This is a genomic window from Promicromonospora noduliphila (assembly GCF_056951025.1).
Map to the genome: position 1 here is coordinate 5,157,309 of NZ_CM167806.1, position 24,339 is coordinate 5,181,647.

20 protein-coding genes are annotated in these 24,339 nt (G+C 73.1%); 13 read left to right on the top strand and 7 right to left on the bottom strand.

What is annotated here, in order from left to right:
* Positions 1 to 4: 4 nt before the first annotated feature.
* The 5 genes from AC0QU1_RS22410 (at position 5) to AC0QU1_RS22430 (ending at position 6,041) form a co-directional block, all read left to right on the top strand.
* Positions 5 to 1,330: an ABC transporter substrate-binding protein gene (locus AC0QU1_RS22410; RefSeq protein WP_483572562.1), complete on the top strand. Its 1,326-nt coding sequence runs from the start codon at positions 5 to 7 to the stop codon at positions 1,328 to 1,330.
* A 136-nt stretch (positions 1,331 to 1,466) separates the two neighbouring features.
* Entirely contained in the window at positions 1,467 to 2,486 is a 1,020-nt protein-coding gene (locus AC0QU1_RS22415) for a carbohydrate ABC transporter permease (protein ID WP_483572564.1), read from the top strand.
* On the top strand, positions 2,483 to 3,400 hold the full coding sequence (locus AC0QU1_RS22420; RefSeq protein WP_483572565.1) for a carbohydrate ABC transporter permease: 918 nt from the start codon (positions 2,483 to 2,485) through the stop codon (positions 3,398 to 3,400). Before AC0QU1_RS22415 ends, AC0QU1_RS22420 begins: the two co-directional genes overlap by 4 nt.
* The gene (locus AC0QU1_RS22425) at positions 3,397 to 5,019 is read left to right on the top strand and encodes a GH1 family beta-glucosidase (RefSeq protein WP_483572566.1); all 1,623 of its coding nucleotides are present in this window, start codon (positions 3,397 to 3,399) and stop codon (positions 5,017 to 5,019) included. The genes AC0QU1_RS22420 and AC0QU1_RS22425 overlap by 4 nt, the downstream gene beginning before the upstream one ends.
* A complete protein-coding gene (locus AC0QU1_RS22430; protein WP_483572567.1) occupies positions 5,016 to 6,041 on the top strand; it encodes a LacI family DNA-binding transcriptional regulator in 1,026 nt (341 codons plus the stop codon). Before AC0QU1_RS22425 ends, AC0QU1_RS22430 begins: the two co-directional genes overlap by 4 nt.
* 225 nt (positions 6,042 to 6,266) lie before the next feature.
* Here the strand turns inward: AC0QU1_RS22430 and AC0QU1_RS22435 are convergent, their stop codons facing one another.
* Positions 6,267 to 9,824 carry a bifunctional proline dehydrogenase/L-glutamate gamma-semialdehyde dehydrogenase gene (locus AC0QU1_RS22435; RefSeq protein WP_483572568.1) on the bottom strand — a complete coding sequence of 1,186 codons (3,558 nt, stop codon included), beginning with the start codon at positions 9,822 to 9,824 and terminating at the stop codon, positions 6,267 to 6,269.
* Positions 9,825 to 9,932: 108 nt separating this feature from the next.
* Between AC0QU1_RS22435 and AC0QU1_RS22440 the strand changes: the two genes are divergently transcribed.
* Positions 9,933 to 10,709, top strand: a complete 777-nt coding sequence (locus AC0QU1_RS22440; protein WP_483572569.1) for an AraC family transcriptional regulator — start codon at positions 9,933 to 9,935, stop codon at positions 10,707 to 10,709.
* A gap of 62 nt (positions 10,710 to 10,771) precedes the next feature.
* Here the strand turns inward: AC0QU1_RS22440 and AC0QU1_RS22445 are convergent, their stop codons facing one another.
* Positions 10,772 to 11,563 (bottom strand): ABC transporter permease, encoded by a 792-nt coding sequence (locus AC0QU1_RS22445; protein WP_483572570.1) that lies wholly within the window; start codon positions 11,561 to 11,563, stop codon positions 10,772 to 10,774.
* A complete protein-coding gene (locus AC0QU1_RS22450; RefSeq protein WP_483572571.1) occupies positions 11,560 to 12,585 on the bottom strand; it encodes an ATP-binding cassette domain-containing protein in 1,026 nt (341 codons plus the stop codon). Before AC0QU1_RS22450 ends, AC0QU1_RS22445 begins: the two co-directional genes overlap by 4 nt.
* Positions 12,586 to 12,677: 92 nt before the next feature.
* Here AC0QU1_RS22450 and AC0QU1_RS22455 point away from each other — a divergent pair, with 92 nt between their 5' ends.
* The 6 genes from AC0QU1_RS22455 (at position 12,678) to AC0QU1_RS22480 (ending at position 17,998) form a co-directional block, all read left to right on the top strand.
* Complete coding sequence (locus AC0QU1_RS22455) at positions 12,678 to 13,442, top strand: TetR/AcrR family transcriptional regulator (protein ID WP_483572573.1); 765 nt, start codon at positions 12,678 to 12,680, stop codon at positions 13,440 to 13,442.
* Positions 13,443 to 13,496: 54 nt separating this feature from the next.
* On the top strand, positions 13,497 to 13,763 hold the full coding sequence (locus tag AC0QU1_RS22460) for a type II toxin-antitoxin system Phd/YefM family antitoxin (RefSeq protein WP_483572574.1): 267 nt from the start codon (positions 13,497 to 13,499) through the stop codon (positions 13,761 to 13,763).
* Positions 13,760 to 14,164 (top strand): PIN domain-containing protein, encoded by a 405-nt coding sequence (locus tag AC0QU1_RS22465; RefSeq protein ID WP_483572575.1) that lies wholly within the window; start codon positions 13,760 to 13,762, stop codon positions 14,162 to 14,164. The genes AC0QU1_RS22460 and AC0QU1_RS22465 overlap by 4 nt, the downstream gene beginning before the upstream one ends.
* A 117-nt stretch (positions 14,165 to 14,281) precedes the next feature.
* A complete protein-coding gene (locus AC0QU1_RS22470) occupies positions 14,282 to 14,881 on the top strand; it encodes a biotin transporter BioY (protein WP_483572577.1) in 600 nt (199 codons plus the stop codon).
* A gap of 242 nt (positions 14,882 to 15,123) precedes the next feature.
* Positions 15,124 to 16,428: a Glu/Leu/Phe/Val family dehydrogenase gene (locus AC0QU1_RS22475; RefSeq protein ID WP_483572578.1), complete on the top strand. Its 1,305-nt coding sequence runs from the start codon at positions 15,124 to 15,126 to the stop codon at positions 16,426 to 16,428.
* A 520-nt stretch (positions 16,429 to 16,948) separates the two neighbouring features.
* Positions 16,949 to 17,998: a class I SAM-dependent methyltransferase gene (locus AC0QU1_RS22480; protein WP_483572579.1), complete on the top strand. Its 1,050-nt coding sequence runs from the start codon at positions 16,949 to 16,951 to the stop codon at positions 17,996 to 17,998.
* 249 nt (positions 17,999 to 18,247) lie between these two features.
* Here the strand turns inward: AC0QU1_RS22480 and hemQ are convergent, their stop codons facing one another.
* The 3 genes from hemQ to AC0QU1_RS22495 form a co-directional block, all read right to left on the bottom strand.
* Positions 18,248 to 19,009 (bottom strand): hydrogen peroxide-dependent heme synthase, encoded by a 762-nt coding sequence (gene hemQ, locus AC0QU1_RS22485; protein ID WP_483572580.1) that lies wholly within the window; start codon positions 19,007 to 19,009, stop codon positions 18,248 to 18,250.
* Complete coding sequence (locus AC0QU1_RS22490; protein WP_483572581.1) at positions 19,006 to 20,160, bottom strand: ferrochelatase; 1,155 nt, start codon at positions 20,158 to 20,160, stop codon at positions 19,006 to 19,008. Before AC0QU1_RS22490 ends, hemQ begins: the two co-directional genes overlap by 4 nt.
* Before the next feature lie 89 nt (positions 20,161 to 20,249).
* Positions 20,250 to 21,122 carry a LysR family transcriptional regulator gene (locus tag AC0QU1_RS22495; RefSeq protein ID WP_483572583.1) on the bottom strand — a complete coding sequence of 291 codons (873 nt, stop codon included), beginning with the start codon at positions 21,120 to 21,122 and terminating at the stop codon, positions 20,250 to 20,252.
* Positions 21,123 to 21,194: 72 nt separating this feature from the next.
* Between AC0QU1_RS22495 and AC0QU1_RS22500 the strand changes: the two genes are divergently transcribed.
* Positions 21,195 to 22,646, top strand: a complete 1,452-nt coding sequence (locus AC0QU1_RS22500) for an MFS transporter (RefSeq protein WP_483572585.1) — start codon at positions 21,195 to 21,197, stop codon at positions 22,644 to 22,646.
* Positions 22,647 to 23,184: 538 nt separating this feature from the next.
* Here AC0QU1_RS22500 and AC0QU1_RS22505 read toward each other — a convergent pair.
* Positions 23,185 to 24,336: a glycerate kinase gene (locus AC0QU1_RS22505; RefSeq protein ID WP_483572586.1), complete on the bottom strand. Its 1,152-nt coding sequence runs from the start codon at positions 24,334 to 24,336 to the stop codon at positions 23,185 to 23,187.
* Between the last annotated feature and the right edge of the window lie 3 nt (positions 24,337 to 24,339).

A 24,339-nucleotide genomic window follows, 5' to 3' on the forward strand; every position in this document is an offset into this window, starting at 1 on the left:
CCCAGTGCTCAGCAGTACCCGACCCACGCGGCGCGCCGCCGCCCGTACCCTCCAGGCGACCGCCGGTGTCGCCGCCGTCGCCCTCGCGCTCACCGCCTGCGGTGGGTCCGAGGAGCCCGAAGGTGGATCCGCCGACGACGGCCCCATCACCCTGAAGGTCGCGACGTTCAACAACTTCGGCTACACGGACGAGGTGCTCGCCGAGTACACCGAGGAGCACCCGAACGTCACCGTCGAGCACGTCACGGCCGCCACCAGCGACGACGCTCGTACCAACCTGACGACCAAGCTCGCCGCCGGTGGCGAGGGCCTGGCCGACATCGAGGCCATCGAGGTCGACTGGCTGCCGGAGCTCACGCAGTACCCGGACCTGTTCACCGACCTGGCCGACCCCGAGCTCGACGGCCGCTGGGTGGACTGGAAGGTCCAGCAGGCCACCACGCCCGACGGCAAGGTCATCGGCTACGGCACCGACATCGGCCCCGAGGCCATCTGCTACCGGTCCGACCTGTTCGAGGAGGCTGGCCTGCCGACCGACCGCGAGGAGGTCGCCGAGTTCCTCGGCGGCGAGGACGCCACGTGGGAGGACTACTTCGCCGCGGGCCGCGAGTTCGTGAAGGAGTCCGACGCCGCCTGGTACGACAGCGTCGGCGGCACCTTCCAGGGCATGGTCAACCAGCTCCCCGAGGCGTTCGAGGACGCCGAGACGGGCGAGCCCAAGGACCTCGCGGACAACACCGAGGTCAAGGACATCTACGACCAGATCATCGGCTCCGTCGAGGACGGGCTGTCGGCCGGCCTCGTGCAGTGGGAGGGTGACTGGGACGCCGGTTTCCAGAACGACGCCTTCGCCACGATGATCTGCCCCGCCTGGATGACCGGCCCGGTCGAGGAGCGCGCCGGCGGCGTCGAGGGCTGGGACGTCGCCAACGTCTTCCCCGGCGGCGGCGGCAACTGGGGCGGCTCGTTCCTGACCGTCCCCGCCTCCGGTGAGAACACCGAGGCGGCGAAGGAGCTCGCCGCGTGGCTGACCGCACCCGAGCAGCAGACCCGGTTCTTCGAGTCGGCGGGCACCTTCCCGTCGCAGGTCGAGGCGCAGGACTCCGAGGCCGTCCAGAGCTTCACCAACCCGTTCTTCAACGACGCGCCCGTGGGCGAGATCTTCGCCACCCGCGCCCAGACCATCGACAGCGCCCCCTACAAGGGCGCGAACTACTTCGCCATCCTTGACGAGGTCACCAACGCCCTCAACCGTGTGGACGTCACGAAGTCGCAGGACGCCGACGAGGCCTGGGACGAGGCCGTCCAGAAGGCCTCGGCCCTCGGCTGAGCCTGAGCCCGGTCCCGAGCCGGGCAGAGGCTGATGTGATCCGGTGGTCGAGCTTGTCGAGACCTCAGGTCTCGACAAGCTCGACCACCGATCCGTATCCAAGTGACCACCCGACGATGACGCGGCGGAAGATGAAATGGCTGTCCTGACACCTGAACGATCGGCACCGGGCCCCGGTGCGCCCCAGCGCGAGTCGCGCAGAATCGGCTTCTCCCAGCGGCTCGGCCGCTGGGACGTGAAGCTCTCCCCGTACCTCTACATCTCGCCGTTCTTCATCCTGTTCGCGGTGACCGGCCTGTTCCCGCTCGCGTACACCGCGTTCGTCTCGGTGCACGAGTGGAGCCTGCTCGGCGGGCAGGGCGACTTCGTCGGCCTGGAGAACTTCACGTTCGTGCTGGCCCAGCCCACCTTCTGGAAGGCTCTGGTCAACACGCTCTCGATCTTCCTGTTCTCCTCGGTCCCGCAGGTGATCATCGCGATCATCATCGCGGCCCTGCTGGACCAGAACCTGCGGGCGGCCACCTTCTGGCGCATGGGCGTCCTGGTCCCGTACGTGGTCGCGCCCGTCGCGGTCTCGATGATCTTCGGCCGACTGTTCGCCGACCAGTACGGCCTGATCAACGCCCTGCTCAACGGGATAGGGCTGGACTCGATCGCCTGGCACGGCGACCGGATCGCGAGCCACATCGCCATCGCCACGATGGTCAACTACCGCTGGATGGGCTACAACGCCCTCATCTTCCTCGCCGCGATGCAGGCGGTACCGCGCGACCTCTACGAGGCCGCCGTGATCGACGGCGCCGGACGCGTGCGCCAGTTCTTCTCCGTCACGGTGCCCCAGATCCGCGCCACCATCATCTTCGTCGTCATCACCTCGACCATCGGCGGCCTGCAGATCTTCGACGAGGTCCGCCTCTACGACGCCTACGAGCTCGGCGGTCCGGACCAGAACTGGATGACCACCGTCGTGTACCTGTACGACCTCGCCTGGGGCGACCAGCACAGCCTCGGCCGGGCGTCCGCCGTCGCGTGGATGCTGTTCCTCCTCATCGTCGCGATCGGCCTCGTGAACTTCCTGGTCACGCGGCGTATCTCGTCGTCGGGTACGGCAGTCAAGAAGTCGAGGCGCAAGAGCACCACCGGAGGTAACGCATGAGCTCCGTCGCTGTCACCGCCCAGACCGCGGGTGAGGGTGCCGCCAGGGCCGCCGCCCGCCGTCGGGCCCGGAAGGCCTCCGGGAGCGCCACGCACCGCGCCGGCTGGATCGTCTACACGCTGCTCGGGATCACCCTGCTGATCTCGGCCTTCCCGCTGTACTTCACGCTGCTCCTGGGCTCGTCGGACCCGGTCGCGATCTCGCAGAGCCCCGTGCCGCAGTGGCTGCCGGACCTGTCGCTGTTCACCCAGTTCCAGACGGTCATCGAGTCCACGCAGATCAACTTCTGGCTGGCGCTGACGAACTCGGTGATCATCGCGGTCGTCGTCTCGCTGGCCGTCGTGATGTTCTCGACGCTCGCCGGGTACTCGTTCGCGAAGCTGCGCTTCCGCGGCCGCGGCCCGCTGCTCGTGTTCGTCATCGCCACGATGGCGGTGCCCACCCAGCTCGGCGTGATCCCGCTGTACATCCTCATGTCGGACCTCGGCTGGATCAACCAGCTGCAGGCGGTCATCGTGCCGGTGCTGGTCAGCGCGTTCGGCGTCTTCTGGATGACGCAGTACCTGTCCGAGGCGCTGCCCTACGAGCTGATCGAGGCCGCCCGCGTGGACGGCGCCTCGATGATCCGCACGTTCTGGAGCATCGCGCTGCCCGCCGCCCGCCCGGCCGCGGCCATGCTCGGCCTGTTCACGTTCGTCCAGCAGTGGACGAACTTCTTCTGGCCGTCGATCGTGCTCAGCTCGAGCAACCCCACGCTGCCACTCGTCGTAAAGTCGCTGCAGGCCAACTACTTCGTGGACTACTCGTTGGTCATGGGCGGTGTGTTCCTCGTGACGCTCCCGCTGCTGGTGATCTTCGCCTTCGTCGGCAAGCAGCTCGTGGCGGGCATCATGCAGGGAGCTGTGAAGGGATGACGCACGAGATGACGCTGAACGTCAAGACTCCGGCGGGCACGCGACGCGAGCCCGCCCCGGGCGTCGTGCTGCCGTACACGCCGTCGGTCCCGCGCACGGAGCCGACGGCGAACACGACGGGCGCCGTCGCCTTCCCCGACGGCTTCCTGTGGGGCGCCGCGACCGCCGCCTACCAGGTGGAGGGCGCCGCGCACACCGACGGCCGTGAGGACTCCGTCTGGGACGTGTTCACGCGGATCCCCGGCGCCGTCGTCAACCAGGAGGACGGCGAGGTCGCCTGCGACCAGTACCACCGCTACCCGGCCGACGTCGCGCTCATGAAGGAGCTCGGCATCCAGGCGTACCGGTTCTCGACGTCGTGGGCGCGGGTGGTCCCCGGCGGGCGCGCGGTGAACCCGGCCGGCCTTGCCTACTACGACCGGCTCGTGGACGAGCTGCTGGGCGCGGGCATCCTGCCCTGGCTCACGCTCTACCACTGGGACCTGCCGCAGGCGATCGAGGCCGAGTCCAACGGCTGGGTGAACCGCGACACCGCATACCGGTTCCGCGACTACGCCGTGACGATGCACGAGGCCATCGGCGACCGGGTGGACGTGTGGACCACGCTCAACGAGCCGTGGTGCGCCGCGTTCCTCGGCTACACCGGCGGCCAGCACGCGCCCGGCCGGCAGTCCCGCGAGGACGGCCTGGCGGCCGCGCACCACCTCTCGCTGGCCCACGGCCTTGCCGTGCAGGCGCTGCGGGAACGGGCGCCGGACGCGAACCTCGGCATCACGCTCAACTTCGAGGTCGAGGACCCGCTGGACCCGGACGACCCCGCCGACGTCGACGCCGCACGCCGGCTCGACGGCGGGTTCACGCGCATCTTCGCCGACCCGATCCTGCGCGGCGCCTACCCCGCCGACGTGCTGGAGGACGTGCGCGAGTACGGGCTCGAACGGCACATCCAGGACGGCGACCTGGAGATCATCTCGACGCCGATCGACTCGCTGGGCGTGAACTACTACCACGGCAATGCCGTCTCGGCCCGGCCCGCCGAGCACCCCCTGGACGGCGGCGCCCCGGTGAGCCGGCCGACGTCGTCCCCGTTCCCAGGCGGCGACGGCGCGTACACGCACCCGCGCGGACTGCCCGTGACCGACCAGAACTGGGAGGTGCAGCCCGAGGGGCTGACCCGGCTCCTGCTGCGGCTGCAGCGGGACTACACCGGGCCGCGCGGCATCGCGCTGTACGTGACGGAGAACGGCAGCGCGTACGAGGACGTCGTCGGGCCCGACGGGTTCGTGGACGACCAGGAGCGCCTGGAGTTCGTCGACGTGCACCTGCGCGCCGTCAAGGACGCGATCGACGAGGGCGCCGACGTCCGGGGCTACTTCGGCTGGTCGCTGCTCGACAACTACGAGTGGGCGTGGGGCTACGGCAAGCGCTTCGGGCTCGTGCGCGTCGACTTCGAGACGCAGGAGCGCACGGTCAAGGCGTCGGGCCGCTGGTACGGTCAGGTCGCACGGGCCAACGCCGTTCCCGAGCGACCGGCTGCGCCCCAGCCGCGCCCCGGCGACGACGGCGGCAGCGACGACAACGGCAGCGACGGCGCAGACAAGGCGGTTCCGCAGGCGTGACGACCTCAGGCCCACCCACCCTGGACGACGTGGCACAGGCGGCCGGGGTGTCCCGGTCGACGGCGTCGCGTGCCATCAACGGTGGCCTGCGCGTCTCCCCCGAGGCGCAGGCCGCGGTGGACGACGCCGTCGCCCGCCTCGGGTACGCGCCCAACCGGGCCGCCCGCTCCCTGGTGACGCGGCGGACCGACTCGATAGCCCTCGTGGTGCCGGAGCCGGACCAGCGCATCCTCACCGACCCGTTCCTGTCCGGCACCCTCGCCGGCGTCAGCGAGGGGCTGGCCGGGACGGACCTCCAGCTCGTGCTGCTGCTCGCCCGCCCGGGCGAGCAGCGCGGCCGCGTGGGCCGCTACCTGCGCAGCGGGCACGTGGACGGCGTCATCGTGGCCTCGCACCACCGGGGCGACCACCTGGAGACGGAGCTCGGCCCGGCCGGGCTGCCCGCGGTCTTCGTCGGGCGGCTGTTCGAGCCCGACCCGTCCTTCTCGCGCGGCCTGCGCTACGTGGACGTCGACAACGTCACGGGCGGGCGCATCGCCACGCAGCGGATGATCGACAGGGGACGTCGGCGCATCGGCACCATCACCGGGCCGCTCGACATGCCGGCGGGCGTGGACCGGATGATCGGCTGGCGGGACGCGCTGCGCGACGCCGGCCTGTCCGACGACGCCGTCGTCGAGGGCGACTTCACCGTCGCCGGGGCCCTCGTCGCGGCCGCCCGGCTGCTGGACGCGCACCCCGACCTCGACGGGATCTTTGCCGCCTCCGACCTGATGGCAGAGGCCACGCTCCGCGTGCTCGCCGAGCGCGGACGGTCCGTGCCGGGGGATGTCTCGGTCGTCGGGTTCGACGACCTCGGCATCGCCGAGACGACGTCACCCCGGCTCACCACCGTGCACAACCCGGTGGTGCAGATGGTCGGCGCCGCGACGAGCATGCTCGTCGACCTGGTCGCGGGCCGTCCGGTGCGCGACGAGCGCCGGGTCTTCGCCCCCCGCCTGGTCGAGGGCGAATCGGCCTGAAGCCGCCGGCGCTCCTCCCCGGAACACCCGCCGGGCGGAGGAGAGCCCACCTCCGGAAAGCCTGCCGCGAGGGCCGGCGCGTCGGCCTCGGGAAACTTCTCCTCGCGGAGGTGTGTTGCGTCGAGTAGACGGTGTCTACTGCACGCAACACACCTCCGCGAGGAGAAGCTTCCCGTCGCCCACGCGGTACGCAGGCCGCCCGCGCAGTGCCGGAGTGCCGGACGCCTACGCGGTACGCAGGTGCCCGTAGCGGTGCATCGTGCGGCTCACGGCCTGCTCGCGCAGCATCGTGAGCAGCTCGCGGCGGCCGCTGGCGAGCACCGGCCCGTCCAGCACGGTCACCGAGCCGAGGCGGCTCGCCGCGGCCTCGCGTAGCCCCGGGGCCGCGCCCACCACGCGGATCCGGCCGGTCACCTTGCCGTCGGCGACGGCGTCGGCGAACGCCTCGTCCGTCGTCTCGCGTCCGACGACGGTCGCCGGTACGCCCGCCCGCGTGGCCGCGGCCAGCACGCGCCGCACCTCGACGTCCGGGGCGTCGGCGCCGACCCGCACGGTGATGCCGGGCACGGGCCGGTAGCGGAACACGTTCGACTCGACGCCGAGCCCCGACGGGTCGTGCGCGCGGGTGAACTCGGTGACCCAGGCGCGGTCGTCGTCGGCGCGGGCCCAGGCGAGCCAGCCCGCCGGGTCCGCCGTGCGCGAGGGCACGCCGGGCGCGTCCTCCCAGCGGCCGAGCTGTGCCACGTAGTTGGGGCCGCCGGCCTTGGCGCCCGGCCCCACCGAGGACGCCTTCCAGCCGCCGAACGACTGCCGCTGCACGATCGCGCCGGTGATGTGCCGGTTCACGTACGCGTTGCCGACCTCGACCCGATCGAGCCAGTGCTCCACCTCGGCGTCGTCCAGGGAGTGGATGCCGCCCGTGAGGCCGAACGAGACCGCGTTCTGCAGCTCGATCGCCTCGTCCAGGGTGCGGGCCGTCATGATGCCCAGCACCGGGCCGAAGGCCTCGGTGAGGTGGAAGAACGAGCCGGGGCGGACGCCGTCGCGCACGCCGGGGGTCCACAGGCGGCCGCGGCCGAGGCCCGCCTCCTGCGCCGCGGCGTCGAGCCGGCGCGGGCGCACGAGCCACGACTCGCCCGGCTCCAGCGTGGTCAGGGCGCGCAGCAGCTTGCCCTGGGCCGGCTCGGTGAGCGGGCCCATCACGGTGGCGAGGTCGGTGGCTGGTCCGACGGCGAGCGACCCCACCGCGTCCACGAGCTGCCGCCGGAACCGCTCGCCCGTCGCGGTACGCGGGTCGCCCACCGAGCCCACGAGGATCACGAGCGAGGCGGCCGAGCACTTCTGCCCGGCGTGCCCGAAGGCCGAGCGCACGACGTCGGCGACGGCCAGGTCGAGGTCCGCGGACGGCGTCACGACTATCGCGTTCTTGCCGGAGGTCTCCGCGAGCACCGCCAGCTCGGGCCGCCAGGACGCGAACATCTCGGCGGTCTCGATGGCGCCCGTCAGGATCACCCGGGACACGCCGTCGTGGGTGACGAGGCGGCGGCCCAGGTCGCCGTCGGGCACACGGACGAACTGCGCGACGTCGCGCGCGAGCGCCGAGTCGAGCCCGATCTCGTGCGCCACCTCATCGAGGGCGGCGTGCACCGCCTCGACGGCGATCTCCAGGCAGCGCGGCGTGGGCGGCGCGGGCTTGGCGATCACCGCGGACCCGGCCGCGAGCCCCGCGAGCACACCGCCGACGGGGATGGCGACGGGGAAGTTCCACGGCGGGGTGACCAGGGTGACGCCCTCTGGCATGAAGTGGGCGCCCGGCCAGGCCTCCGACGTCGGGTCGAGCGCCTCGGCCGCCTGCGCGTAGTACGCGGCGAAGTCGACCGCCTCGCTGACCTCCGGATCGGCCTCGGCCACGGTCTTTCCTGCCTCGTGCACCATGGCCGCGACGAGGTCCGTGCGAGCGGCCTCGAGGTGCTTGGCCGCCGCGCGCAGCACGCGGCCACGGTCGCCCGCGGAGACCTTCGACCACGCGGCCCCGGCGCGGCGGGCGAGCGCGACGACGTCGTCCACCTGGGCCGGCGTCGACAGCGGCTCGGCGAGCGCCGGCACGTAGCCGGACCGTGTGCTCGTCACCAGCTGCGCCCAGGCGCGGCTCGCGGCGACGGCTGGGTCGGTGTCGGCGGCGTTGTGGAACGGCCCGGCCACCGGCTGCGGCGCGGGGCGCGGACGGCGGCGCGGCGTGACGTCGTCCGGCGCGTAGTGGACGCCCAGCTCGACCGAGGCGCGGAACGCGGCCTCCTGCCGGTCCATCGCGGAACCTTCCGACGCGGCGGTGGCGGCCGAGGCCGGCGGGGCGAACGCGGCGTGCAGGAAGTTCTGCTCCGCGGCGTTCTCCTCCAGCCGGCGCACGAGGTAGGAGATCGCGACGTCGAAGTCCTCGTCGCGGACCACGGGGGTGTAGAGCACCACCCGGCCGTCGTCCTTGGCGACCTCGTCGCGGACCGCCGCCGCCTCGGTGGGCGCCATGCCCTGGAGCATCTCGATGTCGAGCGCCTCGGACACACCCCGCGCCCGGCCGAGCAGGATCGCGAGCGCCACGTGGAACAGGTTGTGCGACGCCGCGCCGATGCGGACCGCCTGGGCGCGCTCCGGGCGCAGCGCGTGGTCGAGCATGCGCACGTAGTTGGCGTCGACGTCCGGCTTGGACGGGTACGGCGCCTGCGGCCAGCCGTGCAGGGTGGCCTCGACGTGCTCCATCGCGAGGTTCGCGCCCTTGACGATGCGCACCTTGATGCGGGCGCCGCCGTCGGCGACCCGCTGGGTGGCGAACTCGGTGAGGCCGTCCAGGGCGCCGAGCGCGTCCGGCAGGTAGGCCTGCAGCACGATGCCCGCCTCCAGGCCGCGAAACTCGTCGCGCCCCAGGATCTCGGTGAACACCGCGGTGGTCAGGGCGAGGTCGCGGTACTCCTCCATGTCGAGGTTGAGGAAGACGCCGTGGTCGCGCGCGGCGCGGTACAGCGGCAGCAGGCGCTCGACGACGCGGTCGCGCGAGCCGTCGAGGTCCCACGTGACGAGCTGCGCGGCGACGCTGGAGACCTTGATCGACACGTAGTCGACGTCGGGGCGCTCCACGAGCGCGATGGTGCGGGCCAGCCGGCCCGCGGCCTCCTCCTCGCCGAGCACCGCCTCGCCGAGCAGGTTCACGTTGAGGGTGTAGCCCTCGGCCCGGGTGCGGGCGAGGTGGGCGGTGAGCCCGGTGCCGGCGTCGGCCACGAGGTGGCCCACGAGCTGGCGGAGGCGGGCGCGGGCGGCGGGCACCACGATGCCGGGGAACGCGGGCGCGGCCAGCGCGCCGGCCCGGAACAGGGCGCGGTCGCTCGCGCTGAGGAACGTGGCGCTGCCGGCCTTCTTGCCCAGCCGGGCCAGGGCCTTGGCGGCGACGCGGGCGTCCTGCGGGCGGGCGACGTCGTCGACGAACCCGACGGCGAGCTCCAGGCCCGCCGGGTCGGACACGAGCGCGCCCAGCGCCGCTGAGGCGCGGGCCACGGCCTTGTCGGTCTTCGAGCGGGACGCGGCGGGGGTGCCTGCGCCCTCGGTGGCGGCGGCTCCGGTGGCGCTTCCGACCCAGGTCCGGGCGAGGGCTACGGCGTCCTCGACCAGGGTGTCGGCGGCGGACTCGGCGGGCGGCTCGGTCGGAGCCTGCGGCGCGCCGCTGTCCGGTGCGCCTGCGCCCCCGGTCGGGACATCGGCGGTGACGGCGCTCTCGCGCCGGGCAGAGGTCTTCATGACACCAGGGTGCACCCGGTGCGCTACGCCTGTATTGGCAGGATCACTCGCGATCCGCACCGGTTTCGGCCAAGCGGCCGGCGCCGCGCCGCGTAGCATCGGGACCCGATGAGCAACCCGTCGAACGGTGCCGCTCGGCCTGAGGCGCGGGCCCTGCTGGCCGCACTGCACCCCGCCATGGTCGCCCTGATGGACGAGCTGTCCGGGGTCATGTTCTGCGCCAAGGACGCCGACGGCCGGTACGTGCTGGTCAACCAGGTCTTCGTGGGACGCACCAGGGAGCGGTCGCGGCGCGACGTCATCGGCAAGCGCGCCGCCGACCTGTTCGTGCCCGAGCTCGCCGAGCGCTACGAGAGCCAGGACGAGCTGGTCCGCACCACCGACAAGCCGCTGCGGGGCGAGCTGGAGCTGATCCGGCACGTCGGCGGGGCGCCGGGCTGGTTCCTCACCTCCAAGCTGCCGCTGCACGACGAGTCCGGCGCTTACGTGGGGCTCGTGTCCGTGTCACAGGACCTGCGCTCCGGCGACGCCGACGACGCGACGATCCAGGCCATGGCCCGACTGCGTGGCGACATCGAGCGCCTGCTGGAGCAAGGCGAGGTGCCCTCCGTGGCGGACCTCGCGGTCCTGGCCGACTGCACGCCCGCGTCCCTGGACCGGCGGGTGCGGCGGGTCTTCGGGCTCTCGCCCCGGCAGCTCGTGCTGCGGCTCCGGGTGGACCGCGCGGCGCACCTCCTCACGTCGAGCACCGTGCCGCTGGCCGACGTCGCGACCGCCGCGGGCTTCTACGACCAGCCCTCGTTCACCCGGACGTTCGCGCGGCTGACGGGCGAGACGCCGTCGTCGTTCCGGAGCCGGTCGAGGCGCGCGACCAGCAGGGCCTGAACCGCGCGCCCGCACCCGGCGCCGCCGCGCAGGCAGCGCCGGGTGCGGGCGCCGCCCGGGCGTCAGCGGGACAGCCCCCGGTAGGCGCGCGCGGTCAGCGGCACGAACACCAGCGTCAGCACGGCCGGCCACAGCACCGCGAGCAGCACGGCGTGGTCGGCCAGGACGCCGCCGGTGATCCCGGTCGGGTTGCCGAACAGCTCGCGGCACGCGGCCGCCGTCGCGGAGATCGGGTTCCACTGGGCCACCGCGCCCAGCCATGCGGGCATGGTCTCCGGGGCGACCAGTACGTTGGACAGGAACCCGATGGGCCACACCAGCACCTGCACCGCCGTCACGCCGCCCTCGCCGCGGAACGCGAGCCCGAGGAACACCCCGACCACCAGCATCGCGAACCGCAGCCACAGCAGCAGCACGACGGCGAGCACGGTGGCGCCGACGCTGCCCGACGCCCGCCACCCGATGAGCAGGCCGCCGACCATGAGCACGGCCAGCTCGACGGCCGAGTTCATCAGGTCGGCCCCCGCCCGGCCGAGCGGCACCGCCGCCCCGCTGATCGGCAGCGACCGGAACCGGTCGGTGACGCCCTTCTTCGAGTCGTTGGCGATGGCGCTCATCGTGGCCTCGATGCCGAACATCATCGAGAGCGCGAAGATGCCCGGCAGCAGGTACGGCAGGTAGTCCCCGCCCCCGGGCAGGCCGATCGCCCCGCCCAGGAGGAAGCCGAACATCAGCACGAGCATCACGGAGAACGCGATCCCGAAGACCGGGCCCCAGGGTTCACGCTGCCAGTGCTTGAGGTCGCGCAGGGTGATCACCCAGCTCTGGCGCAGGGTGGCGGCGACGGCGTTCATCGGTGGGCTCCTTCGGGTCGTGGGGTCTCGGCGGACGGGGTGGTCGGGGCCTCGGCGGCCGGCTCAGCGACCGTCGCTCCGGCCGTGTCCGCGCCGCCGTCGGCGCCCGTGAGGTGCAGGAACACCTCGTCGAGGGTCGGCCGGCGCAGCAGGATGTCGTCGACCACCAGGCCCGCGGCGTCCAGCGCCCGGACGACGGCGGTCAGCGCCGCGGCCCCGCCGTCGGGCCCCGCCTCGACGGTGACCTGCCGGAGCTCCGGGTCCGCCGCGCCGCCGAGCACGGTGGCCAGCCGGTCCAGGTCGGCGTGCGCCGGCGCCGTGACGAGCACCCGGTCGCCGCCGAGACGCCGCTTGAGCTGCTGGGCGGTGCCCTCGGCCACCACGCGGCCGGTGTTCATCACCGTGATCCGGTCGGCGAGCTGGTCCGCCTCGTCGAGGTACTGCGTGGTGAGCAGCACGGTGGTCCCGGCGTCCACGATCTGGCGCACGGTCTGCCAGACCTCGTTGCGGGCGCGCGGGTCCAGCCCGGTGGTGGGCTCGTCGAGGAACAGCAGCGCCGGACGGCGGATGAGGCCCGCGGCGATGTCCAGCCGGCGCCGCATCCCGCCGGAGTAGGTGGACACCTTGCGGTCGGCGGCGTCACGCAGGCCGAAGGTGTCGAGCAGCTCGGCGGCCCGCTCGCGCGCCGCCGCCTTCGACAGGCCGTGCAGCCGGCCGAACATCACGAGGTTCTCGCTGCCGAACAGGATCTCGTCGAGCGCGGCGTGCTGGCCCACCAGCCCGACGGCGGCACGAACCGCAGCGGGCTCGCGGCGCACGTCGTGGCCGGCGACGCGCACCTCGCCGTCGTCGCAGCGGGTGAGGGTGGCGAAGGTGTTGACGGCGGTGCTCTTGCCCGCGCCGTTGGGGCCGAGCAGCGCGTGGACGGAACCGGGTTCGACCTCGAGGTCGAACCCGTCGAGCGCACGGGTGTCGCCGTACCGCTTGCGCAGTCCGCGGGCGACCAGGGGTGGGACGGGCACGGTGGGGCTCCTTTTTCGTACGGTGTACGGATAAGAACTCGATCAGCGTAGCATCTATTCCGTACACCGTACGAAAAAGTTACGGTGAAGCCATGTCGGACCACCCGGACCCCGTCCTGCGCCTCCTGTGGCGCGCCGACGTCGGCGAGCCCTCCGGGCCCCGGCGCGGCCGCAAGCAGCGCCTGAGCGTGGACGACGTCGTCGACGCGGCGATCCGAATCGCCGACCGCGACGGCCTGGCCGGCCTCTCCATGCGCCTGCTCGCCACCGACCTCGGGCTCGGCGCCATGAGCCTGTACACCTACGTGCCCGGCCGGGACGAGCTCCTCGCGCTGATGCTGGACCGGGTGCTCGGCCGCCGGAAGCTGCCCGAGATGCCGGACGACCTGGCCGACCGCATGGCCCTGATCGCCCGGGTCCAGTACGAGGACTGCCAGGCGCACCCGTGGCTGCTCGAGATCTCAGGGCTGCGGGCCTGGGTGGGGCCCGGCGCGTCCGACCGCTACGAGTGGCAGCTCTCCGGGATCGAGGGCGTCGGCCTCGACGACATCGAGATGGACCAGACCGTCGCCCTGCTGGTCGGCTTCGCCACGAGCGTGGTGCAGGCGCAGCAGCGCATGCGGCAGGAGGAGCGCGCGTCGGGGCTGACCCAGGCCGAGTGGTGGGCGGCGAACGCCGACGAGCTCGGCGTGGTGATGGCCGGGCGCGAGTACCCGCTGGCCGGACGGGTCGGCGCCGCGGCGGGCGAGGCCTACCAGGCGGCCACCGACCCCGCGCGGGAGATGGAGTTCGGGCTCGCGCGCATCATCGAGGGCCTGCTCTCGTACATCGGGGCCAAGCAGCAGTCGCGGAGCTAGCCGGCCGCGCTGTTCGAGCGGCACAAAAGTGTCTACATCTGTACCATCGTCTACATGAACACGGTGAGCATTGCCGAGCTCCGGCAGAACCCCACGCCCGTGCTCGACGCCGTCGAGCACGGCGAGACGTACGTCGTCACGCGATACCGCAAGGAGATCGCACGGCTGGTGCCGCCCGTCGATCGTCAGCCGGTCTCCGGCCGGGCGGTCATGGCAGCGCTCCACCGAACCCCGCTCGAGGACAGCTCCTGGGCCGACGAGGTCGCGGCAGACCGTGCCGCCTTCGACGCCGAGTGGGTAGACCCATGGGGCGACGAGTGAACGCGCTGCTGGACACGAACATCCTCGTCTCGATCGCGGCCTCCGACGAGACCACACCGGACCTCGCCGACTTCGACAACCTCTTCGTCAGCTCGCTCACATGGAACGAACTGACGCTGGGGACGCACCAAGTCAAGTCGCTGCAGGAGTACAAGCGCCGCGCCGCCCGCATCCAAGCCCTCAAGAAGACGCTCGGCCGGGGCCTCCCGTTCGACGACGACTGTGACGAGATGTACGACGAACTGCTCGTCCGTGTCGGGCAGCGCAGCGGAACCCCGAAGGCCAACCGCTTCGACCGCATGATCGCGGCCACAGCGATGGCACACGAACTCGTCCTGGTCACGCGCAACAGGGACGACTTCAAGATGTTCGAGGGGATGCTCGATGTCGAGGAGCGTTAGCCACCGTCCGGCGTCCGGCGCGAATCGTTCCTTGCGCGATCCCGACAACGAACGCAACGGATCACAGGTGAGCCGGGACCACGACGATGCGCACCCCGGCCGCTTAACCTCGACGTCATGACGACCATCGCGTTCCCCCTGGTCCCGCGCTCCAACCCGCGTCGCGTGCTGGCCGACCTGCTGCCGGGCGCCGTCGTGCGCGACATCGCGCTCGTCGTGGGCGTCGCCGCGCTCACCGCCCTCGCGGCGCAGCTCCGCATCCCGATCCCCGGCCTGCCCGTCCCGGTCACCGGCCAGACCTTCGCCGTGCTCCTCGGCGCCGCCGCCATCGGCCCGGTGCGGGGCGCGCTCGCGCAGGCGCTGTATCTGGCGCTCGGCCTGGTGGGCCTGCCCGTCTTCACCGGCGGCGCCTCGGGCGTCGAGGTGGTCTTCGGCGCCTCCGGCGGTTACGTCGTCGGCTTCGTCGTGGCGAGCTTCGTCGTGGGGGCGCTGGCCCGGCGCGGCCTCGACCGCGGCGTGCTCGGCACCGTCCTCGCGTTCGCCGCGGGCACCGCGATCATCTACGCGGTCGGCGTGCCGTGGCTCGCGGTCACCACGGGCATGGCACCGGGCGAGGCCCTGGTCGCCGGCGCCGGCGTGTTCCTGGTGGGCGACGCGATCAAGGCAGCCCTGGCCGGCGTCCTCCTCCCGGGCGCGTGGAAGCTCACCGAGCGCTGAGCAACTCGGCCTCCGCGGCGCCGTCCGCTGCGGCGCCGTCGCGGGGGCCGGGCCGGGCGGGCACAAAGGCCCGCCCGGCCGCCGTCGGACACCGCTCACCGGAAGTTCTCCGGTCGCACACACCGCCGTCGGGCATTCACCCGCATCGAAGCGATACGGTTGATGACGAGGCGCAAACCCCGCGCCGCGCAACCCGCGTCCGGCCCGACTGAGGCCGGCGCCGTTCTCCACGGAGGACCCACGTGACGACGACAACGACGTCCACCACCTCACCGCCCACCTTCGCTCCGTCGGAATCTCCCGCCGAGGGCTCCGCGCTCGCCACCGCGCACGCGCAGCTCGCCACGGCCGCGGAGATCCTCGGCTACGACGAGGGCCTGCACCGCATGCTGGCCACGCCGCGGCGCGAGATCCACGTCGCGGTGCCGCTCCGCCGCGACTCGGGCGAGACCGTCCTGTTCCACGGCTTCCGCGTGCAGCACAACGTGAGCCTCGGCCCGGGCAAGGGCGGCCTGCGCTACCACCCCTCCGTCGACGTCGACGAGGTGCGGGCGCTGGCCATGTGGATGACCTGGAAGTGTGCGGTGGTCAACCTGCCGTACGGCGGCGCCAAGGGCGGCGTCGCGATCGACCCCCGCGGCTACTCGCAGTCCGAGCTGGAGCGGGTGACCCGGCGGTACACGTCGGAGATCATGCCGATGATCGGCCCCGACACCGACATCATGGCCCCCGACATGGGCACCGACGCCCAGACGATGGCGTGGGTCATGGACACGTACTCGGTCAACCGCGGCTACACCATCCCTGCCGTGGTGACGGGTAAGCCGCTCGCCGTCGGCGGCTCGCTGGGCCGCGGCACCGCGACGTCGGCGGGCATCGTGCACGTCACGAGCGCCGCGCTCGCCGAGGCGGGCGTCAAGCTCGGCGACATCTCCGTGGCCATCCAGGGCTTCGGCAAGGTCGGCTCGCACGCGGCGGAGATCTTCGCCGCGCGCGGCGCACGCGTGGTCGCCGTCAGCGACCAGTACGGCGGCGTCCGGGCCGACGACGGCCTCGACGTGCCCCGCCTCATGGAGCACGTGCGGCGCACGGGCTCGGTGGTGGGCTTCGAGGACGCCGACCCGGTGTCCAACACCGAGCTGCTCGCGCTCGACGTCGACGTGCTGGTCCCGGCCGCGATCGAGGGTGTGCTCGACGAGACCACGGCGGGCGACGTCAAGGCCCGCTGGGTGGTCGAGGGCGCCAACGGGCCCACGACGGCGGCCGGCGACGTGCTGCTCGCCAAGAACGACGTCACGGTGGTCCCGGACGTGCTCGCGAACGCCGGTGGCGTGGTCGTGTCCTACTTCGAGTGGGTCCAGGCGAACCAGACCTACTGGTGGACCGAGGAGGAGATCGCGGACAAGCTGGAGCACCGCATGACCACGGCGTACGCCGAGGTGTCGGCGCTGGCCCGGCGGGAGGGTCTGTCCCTGCGGGATGCCGCCCTGGTCATCGGGGTCAAGCGCGTGGCGGAGGCGCACCAGATCCGGGGGCTGTACCCCTGATTTCGCGCTGAGCTGGCCGGGCCGGGCGCTGGCCGGGCCGGGCCGCCGCCGGGCACTGGCCGCGCCGGGCGCCGATCAGGCCGGGGCCGCCGCCGAGCGGCGCGCGGTGCGGCCAGTGCCCGGCCCGCGGCGCGCGGCGCGCGGCGGAGTCCGCTTCGAGAATGTCTTTGGGCACCGATTCGACGCTGAATTGGTGTCCAAAGACATTCTCGAAGCGGACCAACGCGGTGGGACGGGTCGAGCGGTGCTGGGCGGCGACGGCCCGCTCGGAGTGGGCCCGCTCGGAGTGGGCCCGCTCGGAGTGGGCCTGCTCGGAGTGGGCCTGCTCGGAGTGGGCCGCCGGGAGTTACGGACGTCGAGAGTTACGGACGTCGGGAGTTCCAGACGTCGAGAGTTCCAGACGTCGGGAGTTGCGGACGTCAGGAGTTGCGGACGTCAGGAGTTGCGGGCGCCCGGGGTCCGGTCCGGGCCCCCGGGAAAACGTGCGCCCGTACGGGACGCTCCCGCTTACGCTCGCGGGATGGATGAACTCGTCGCGCGCCTGCGTGCCGCCGGCTGCGTCTTCGCCGAGGACGAGGCCCGGATTCTCACCGAGGCCGCCGACGGCGACGCGGCCCGCCTCGAGGAACTGGTCACGGCGCGCGTCGGCGGGCTCCCGCTGGAGCAGCTCGTCGGCTGGGCCGAGCTCGACGGACGCCGCTGGACCGTGACGCCAGGGGTGTTCGTACCCCGGCGGCGGTCGGAGCTGCTGGTCCGAGAGGCGGCCGCCCGGGCGGCAACCGGCGCGGCGCCCAGGGCGGCGGGCATCTCCGATACGCCGAACGCGGCGGCAGCGCCCGCAGACGTGTTCGGTACAGCAGCCGCGCGCGGGGCCTCCTCGCCCGGCCGGGTCCTCCTGGTTGATCTGTGCTGCGGCTGCGGAGCGCTCGGCGGGGCGGTCGCGGCCCGGCTTCTCGCGACGGGGTACGACGTCGAGCTGCACGCCGCCGACATCGACCCCACCGCCGTGGCCTGCGCCCACGACAACCTCAAGGCACTGGCCGAGGACTTCTCCGACGTTCCCGCACGGCCGCACGACCCTGCCGCACCGCAGCACAACGCCGCGACACCACGCCACGACTCCACCGCACGGCAGCGCGATCCCGCCGCACCGCACCATGACCCCGTGACACCTGGGCACAGCGCGGAGGCCACGGGCCGGCTCACCCCGCACACGTACACGGGCGACCTCGCCGAGCCGCTGCCTCCCGAGGTGCGGGGTCGCGTCGACGTCCTCGTCGCGAACGCGCCGTACGTGCCGACCGCAGCGATCGGCATGATGCCGCCGGAGGCCCGCGAGCACGAGCCGCATACCGCGCTCGACGGCGGCGACGACGGCCTGGCGATCCTGCGCCGCGTGATCGACCTGGCCCCCGCGCTGCTGCGCCCGGGTGGCCACCTGCTCATCGAGACGGGCGAGGCCCAGGTGAGCGCCGCCGTCGGACACCTGACAGCGGCAGGCCTGACGCCGACCGTGCTCACGGACGACGATCTGGGTGCGACCGCCCTGGCCGCCAGCCTGCCGGAGTAGTCGGGCGCCGTCCTGCCGGAGTGGTCGGCCACCGCGAGAGAGTGCGGTCATCGTCTCTCTCGGAGGAGCTCTACGAATTCAAGGTGTGTTGCTCCGTGTACACACTGTCTACGCGGAGCAACGCACTCTCTCGGGGATTCACTTCCGACCAGGGCGCACCGCCACCACACGCCGAGCCTGTCGCCCCTGGACGCGAGATCGTCGACCCTCCTGGCGCGCTTGCCTGCCCGCTCCTGACCAGGCGTGGGGTCAGCTCAAGGGCTGGCGGTCCGCCCAGTCCGTCAGGGTCGTGCGCGGGCCCGTGAAGAACGGGACCTCCTCGCGCACGTGCCGGCGGGCCTCCGTGGCGCGCAGGTCGCGCATCAGGTCGACGATGCGGTGCAGCTCGTCGGCCTCGAACGCGAGGATCCACTCGTAGTCGCCGAGCGCGAACGCCGAGACGGTGTTGGCCCGCACGTCCTTGTAGCCCGCTGCCGCCATGCCGTGGTCGCGCAGCATGGTGCGGCGCTCGTCCTCGGGCAGCAGGTACCAGTCGTAGGACCGCACGAACGGGTAGACGCACAGGTAGTCGCGCGGCGCCTCGCCTGCGAGGAACGCGGGCACGTGCCCGCGGTTGAACTCGGCCGGGCGGTGCAGCGCGGCGACCGACCACACCGGCTCCAGGGAGCGGCCCAGCTCCGAGGCGCGCAGCCGCTGGTAGGCGCCCTGCACCGCCTCGATCGACGGGCCGTGCGTCCAGAGCATGAGGTCGGCGTCCGAGCGCAGGCCGCCGACGTCGTACCACCCGCGGGTGACGAGGTCGCCCGAGGTCGCGGCCGGGTCGGCACCCCCGCCGACGGCGGTCTCGGCCTCGGCCACGACGGCCTTCCGCTCGCCCTCGTCGGCCGGGAGCGTCTCGGTCAGGGAGAAGACCGAGAACATCGTGTACCGGATGCCCTCGTTGATGGCGGTGGTGTCGATCTCCTGCCCGGTGTCCCCGTGCACGTGGCCCCGGGGTGCTTCGCTGCTCATCGGTGCATGTCCTCGCTGCAGAGTGCCGGGATGCCGCTCGGCTCCTCGTGCCGCCGCAGGCAGCACAGGGGCGGGGTGACGGACGGGAACGCGGGCAGGGCGCCCACGGTGGCCTCGTCGACCTGCTCGCCACGAGCGAGGCCGGCCCGCTCGACGACCAGGTCCACCAGGCCCTGCACGAACGGCGCCCGCGTGCCCACGGTGCCGGCGCGCACCGCCGTCATGCCGAGCTCGGCCGCGGTGGCCAGGGCCTCGGTGTCGAGGTCGTAGACGACCTCCATGTGGTCGCTCACAAAGCCGATGGGAGAGATCACGACGTTCTTCAGCCCGGCGGCGGCACGCTCGGTGAGCAGGTCGTTCACGTCGGGCTCCAGCCACGGCTGGCTCGGCGGGCCGGAACGCGAGCAGTACGCCAGCTCCCACTCCACCGCGTGCCCCAGCTTCTCGCCGACGGCGGCCGCGACCAGCGCGGCGACGTCCAGGTGCTGCTCGGAGTAGGTGGCGTGCCCGACGCCGGACGCCGCCTCCATGGTGTCGGGGATCGAGTGGGTCACGAAGACCAGCTTCGCATCGGCCCCCGAGCCGCCCTTGGCTGCGAGCTCCGCGTACGCCTCGACGACGGCGTCGACGTTGGCCTGCACGAAGCCCGGGTGGTTGAAGTAGGCGCGGATCTTGTCGAACTGCACGCCTGTGGACCCGTCGGGGCCGAGCTGCCCGCGCTTGTCCAGCGTGACGGCGAGGTCCTCGCGGTACTGGCGGCAGCCGGAGTACGACGCGTAGGCGCTGGTCACGAGCGCGACGGCGCGCTGGGCACCCAGCTTCTCCAGCTCGTCGACGGCGTCGTTGGTGTACGGCTCCCAGTTGCGGTTGCCCCACACGACGGGCAGGTCGATGCCGCGCGCGGCGAGCTCGGCCTCGAGCGCGGCCTTGAGCGCGAGGTTCTGCTCGTTGATGGGGCTCTTGCCGCCGAACCCGTAGTAGTGCTCGCCCACCTCCTCGAGCCGCTCGTCCGGGATGCCCTTGCCCGCCGTGACGTTGCGCAGGAACGGCACCACGTCCTCGGGTTTGTTCGGACCACCGAAGGAGTAGAGCAGGAGGGCGTCGTACGGCGCGGCGACGTGCGCCGCGGGCTGGGGGGCGTTGGCGGGCATGCGGACATCCTTCCACTGTCCGGAGGTCCGGCACGCCCGCAGGGGGACGAACGGGACGTGACATGGATGCGACGTCCTGTCAGAACGTCTCAGGCGTGCACGTTGCCCGTCCGGAGCCGCTCCCGCAGGCCCGGGAGGGCATCCAGCAGGAGCGCCGGCGCCGGGCTCCGCGTCACCATCGACAGCGTCACCCGCCCGCGGGTCGGCGCGGGCGCCGTCCGGTCGCCGGGCGCGGCGTACCAGCTCGCCACCATGTCGGGCACGACGACGGCGCAGCGCCGCTCCCGCGCCGTCCGGACCGCCGCCTCCGCCGTCGCCGAGGGCCGGGCGTGCGCGCCGAGTTCGGTGAGCCGCCGGTGCAGGGCGTCGCCGCTGAGGTCGAGCGCGCAGTAGACCACGGTCTGCCCCGCGTACGGACGGCGGCCCGAGCCGGGCTCGGGGGCGCCGTCGGGCAGGAGCGTGACCAGGTCGTGCCGTCCCACCTCGGTGACCACCAGCCCGCGGGCGATCGGCACCTGCGTCGCGATGCCCGTGAACGCGGCGTCAAGGGTGCCGCGCTCGACCCACTCCAGCAGCCGGGGGCCGTGGTCCACGACCGGCTGCACCACGACGTCGTCGAGCAGCACGTCGAGCGCCGCGAACAGCGTGCCCGCGATGCTCGGGAACGCCCCGACGGAGACGGTGCGCGACTGCGCGGCCGAGAGGGTGCGCTCGACGATCGCCGCCAGGTGGTCGAGCACGTGCGTGGCCTGGTCGCAGAACTCGCGCCCCGCCGCCGTCGGCCGGGCGCCGGTGGTATCACGGTCGAAGAGCGTGACCCCCACGCGCCGCTCCAGCGCGGCGAGCCGCTGGCTCGCCGACGGCTGGCTCACCAGCAGCTCGCGGGCCGCCGCCCCGAGCGAACCGTGCCGCGCGACGGCGTCGACCAGGCGGAGGTCCTCGACCGTGGGGTATGAGCTCATAGCCTCAGCCTATGCTCCGTCATGCCGGGTCGCCGTCTACCGGCGGCCACACGACGGTCGCAGGATGACGGCGTGCGCCATCCTCACCTCGTCACGCTGACCGCCACGACCTTCGTCACCTGGACCGGGCAGCGCATCACCGCCGTCGCGCTGCCGCTGGTCGCGCTCGACCAGACGGGCGACGCCTGGACCACGGGCCTCGTCGGCGGCTTCGCCGGCCTGCCGCTGCTCACCTCCGCGTGGTGGGGGCGGCGGCTCCGCTCGCGCCTGACGTCGGGACGCGCGCTGGCGGTGGTGCTTGCCGTCCAAGCGCTCGGGCTGACGCTGGTGCCGGTCGCCGCGGTCACCGTCGGCGTGGGCGCGGTGGTGCTGTGCGCGACCGGCCTGGTCACGGGGGCGACGTCGGCCATGCTCGCGCCGGCGCAGCGCGCCCTGACCGCGGACCTGGCCGAGCTGCCCGGCAACGCGCCCGGCGTGGGTCCAAGGGCGCTGGCCTGGCAGGACCTCGCGCACCGCGTGTCCATGATCTTCGCGCCGGCGCTCGGCGCGTGGCTGCTGGTCGCGTGGGGTGCGGAGCCGCTGCTGTGGTGGGAGGCGGGGGCGGTCGCGCTGAGCGCGTTGGCGATGCTCACTGTTCCGGCGGTGCGGGCGGACGGCGTCCCGGGGGCGGACGGCGTTGGGGCCGACGGCGAGTGGGCGGACGGCGGACGGGGGGCCGACGGCGAGCGGGCCGGCGACGCCGTCCATGGAACTGACGCCGGGCAAGCGGGCGAGACCGGGGGCGCGAGAAATCGCAGGCGCGCGGTCGACGCCGGGCGCGATGCCGACCGTGATGCCGAGCCCAGTCCGTCCGTCCGCTCCGTGCTGCGCGCACACCCCGACCTCGCCGTCGGTCTCGGCCTCGCGGGCGTCGGCGGGATCACGTGGTTCGGGTTCGCGCTGGGCCTGGCCCTGCTCGGGGCCGAGCTCGGCCGGCCCGGCGAGCTGATCGCCGCGGGCATGGCGGGCTACGGCGCCGCAACGGTTGGCGCTTCGTTCGTCGCACCGCTCGTGGTGAACCGGGTGCCGCGCATCCCGGCGATCGTGGTGTCGTGGGTGATGTTCGGCGTCGCGTACCTGGTGCTGCCCGTCGCCGCGCCCGACCTGCTCGCGGTCGGCCTGGTGTCCGCGCTGGGCGGCATCACCATGCCGTTCGGGATCGCGGCGCTCAACGCGCTCATCGTGGACCGGACCACGGGCGCCGAGCGTCGGACGGCGTTCACCGCGGAGACCGTGCTGCACAACGGCGGCGCCTCGGCCGGGCTCCTGGTGGGCGGCGCACTGATCGGCGCGTTCGGCGCCGGCCCGGTCCTGGTGGTCGCCGGCCTGATCCAGGTGGTCGCGGCGGTCGGGGCGGCGGCATGGCTACACACCCGGCGAGGCGCCAGGACACCCGTCACCGGACCCGACGGGCTCGTCCGACGTCGTCCCCCCGCCGCCGAACCGAAAGTTGATCGTGACCCGCTCCGCCGAGCCGAAACTTGATCGTCGATCCCCGGACGGATCGACCAGCAGGTTTCGCCTCGGCGGAGCGGGTCACGACTACTTTGCGGTTCGACGGCGTCGATGACAGGCGACTTGCGGTTCGGCGACACCGATGACGGGCCGCTGCCGGTTCGGCGACACCGATCATGACTACCTTGCGGTTCGACGACGTCGGTGACAGGCGACTTGCGGTTCGACGCCGCAGGTCACAACCCACCCTGCGGTTCGACCGCTCCGCCGCGACCCGGCTCTTGGGGCCGGCTGCGGTCGGCAGTCTCCTGCGAAGTCGGCAGTTGGCATCGAGATCGGTCCAGGCCTGTGCCGATCTCGATGCCAACTGCCGACCTCACCAAGCAAACTGCCGACCCGCCGAGCGGACGACCGGCCCACAGAGCGAACTGCCGACCCCGCCGAGCAGACTGCCGCCTCACAGGCCCAAACTGCCAACCTCCCAGAGCACACCCCCAGCTCCGCGGGAACAGGCTCCCGGCCCCGACGCCAACTGCCGACGCCGCACAAGCCCGGCGGCCAAACAGGACTACCCCCGTCCCGCACCAACCAAACTCGTCACAGCAGCCGCGAGGTCGCGCAGCCGCGGCGTCGTGCGGGCGATCAGGTCGTCCAGCTCGATCGGGCCCGGCGCTATCGAGAAGGCCGCCGCGATCCCCGCCGCCCGGGCCTGCGCCTCCGGGAGCAGCACCTGACCGGCCACCACAACGACCGGCGGCCGGGTGGGCGACGCGGCGGCGAGGCGCGCGACGCCGTCGGCCACCTTGCCGTTGACCGACTGCGAGTCGAAGGACCCCTCCCCCGTGATCACCAGGTCGGCGTCCGCGAGCGCGGCGGGCAGGCCCACGGCCTCGGCCACGAGCTCGGCACCCGGCGTCGTCTCGGCCCCGAGCATCGCGACCAGCCCGGCGGGCACACCGCCGGCGGCGCCGGCCCCCGGCAGCTCGGCGACAGCAGTCCCCGTCTCCCGCGCCAGCACCTCTGCCCAGTGCCGCAGCGCGCCGTCGAGAAAATCGGCCACGGCGCCGCGGGCACCCTTCTGCGGCCCGAACACCTGCGCGGCGCCGTGCTCGCCCACCAGCGGGTTGGTCACGTCGACGGCCAGCCGCCAGCGCACCTCGCGCGCCCGCGGGTGCAGCCCGGACAGGTCGAGGGACGCCACAGAGGCGAGCCCTTCCCCGCCGTCGGGCACCTGCCGCCCGGACGCGTCGAGGAGGCGGGCACCCAGGCCGGTGAGGATGCCCGAACCGCCGTCGGTGGAGGCGGAGCCGCCCAGGCAGACGAGGATCTCCTCCACGCCGACGTCGAGCGCCGCACGCGCGACGTCGCCCGTCCCGCGCGTGCTCGCGTGCAGCGGCTGCGCGGGCACGTCGGCGACGCCGGGCAGGCCGCTGGCCTCCGCGAGCTCGACGACGGCGGTGCGCCCGTCGGGCGACACGGCCCACCGCGCCGTGGTGGGCCGCCCGATGGCGTCCACCGTGGCGACCGTCAGCGGTTCCCCGCCCCAGACGGCGAGCAGGACGTCGAGGGTGCCCTCGCCGCCGTCGGCCATGGGCAGGCGCGTCACGACGGCGTCGGGTGCGGCGTCCAGCACGCCGTCGCCGACGGCGGACGCGACCTCGGACGCGGACAGGCTGCCTTTGAACGAGTCGGGGCAGACGACGACACGCAGCGGATTCACGCG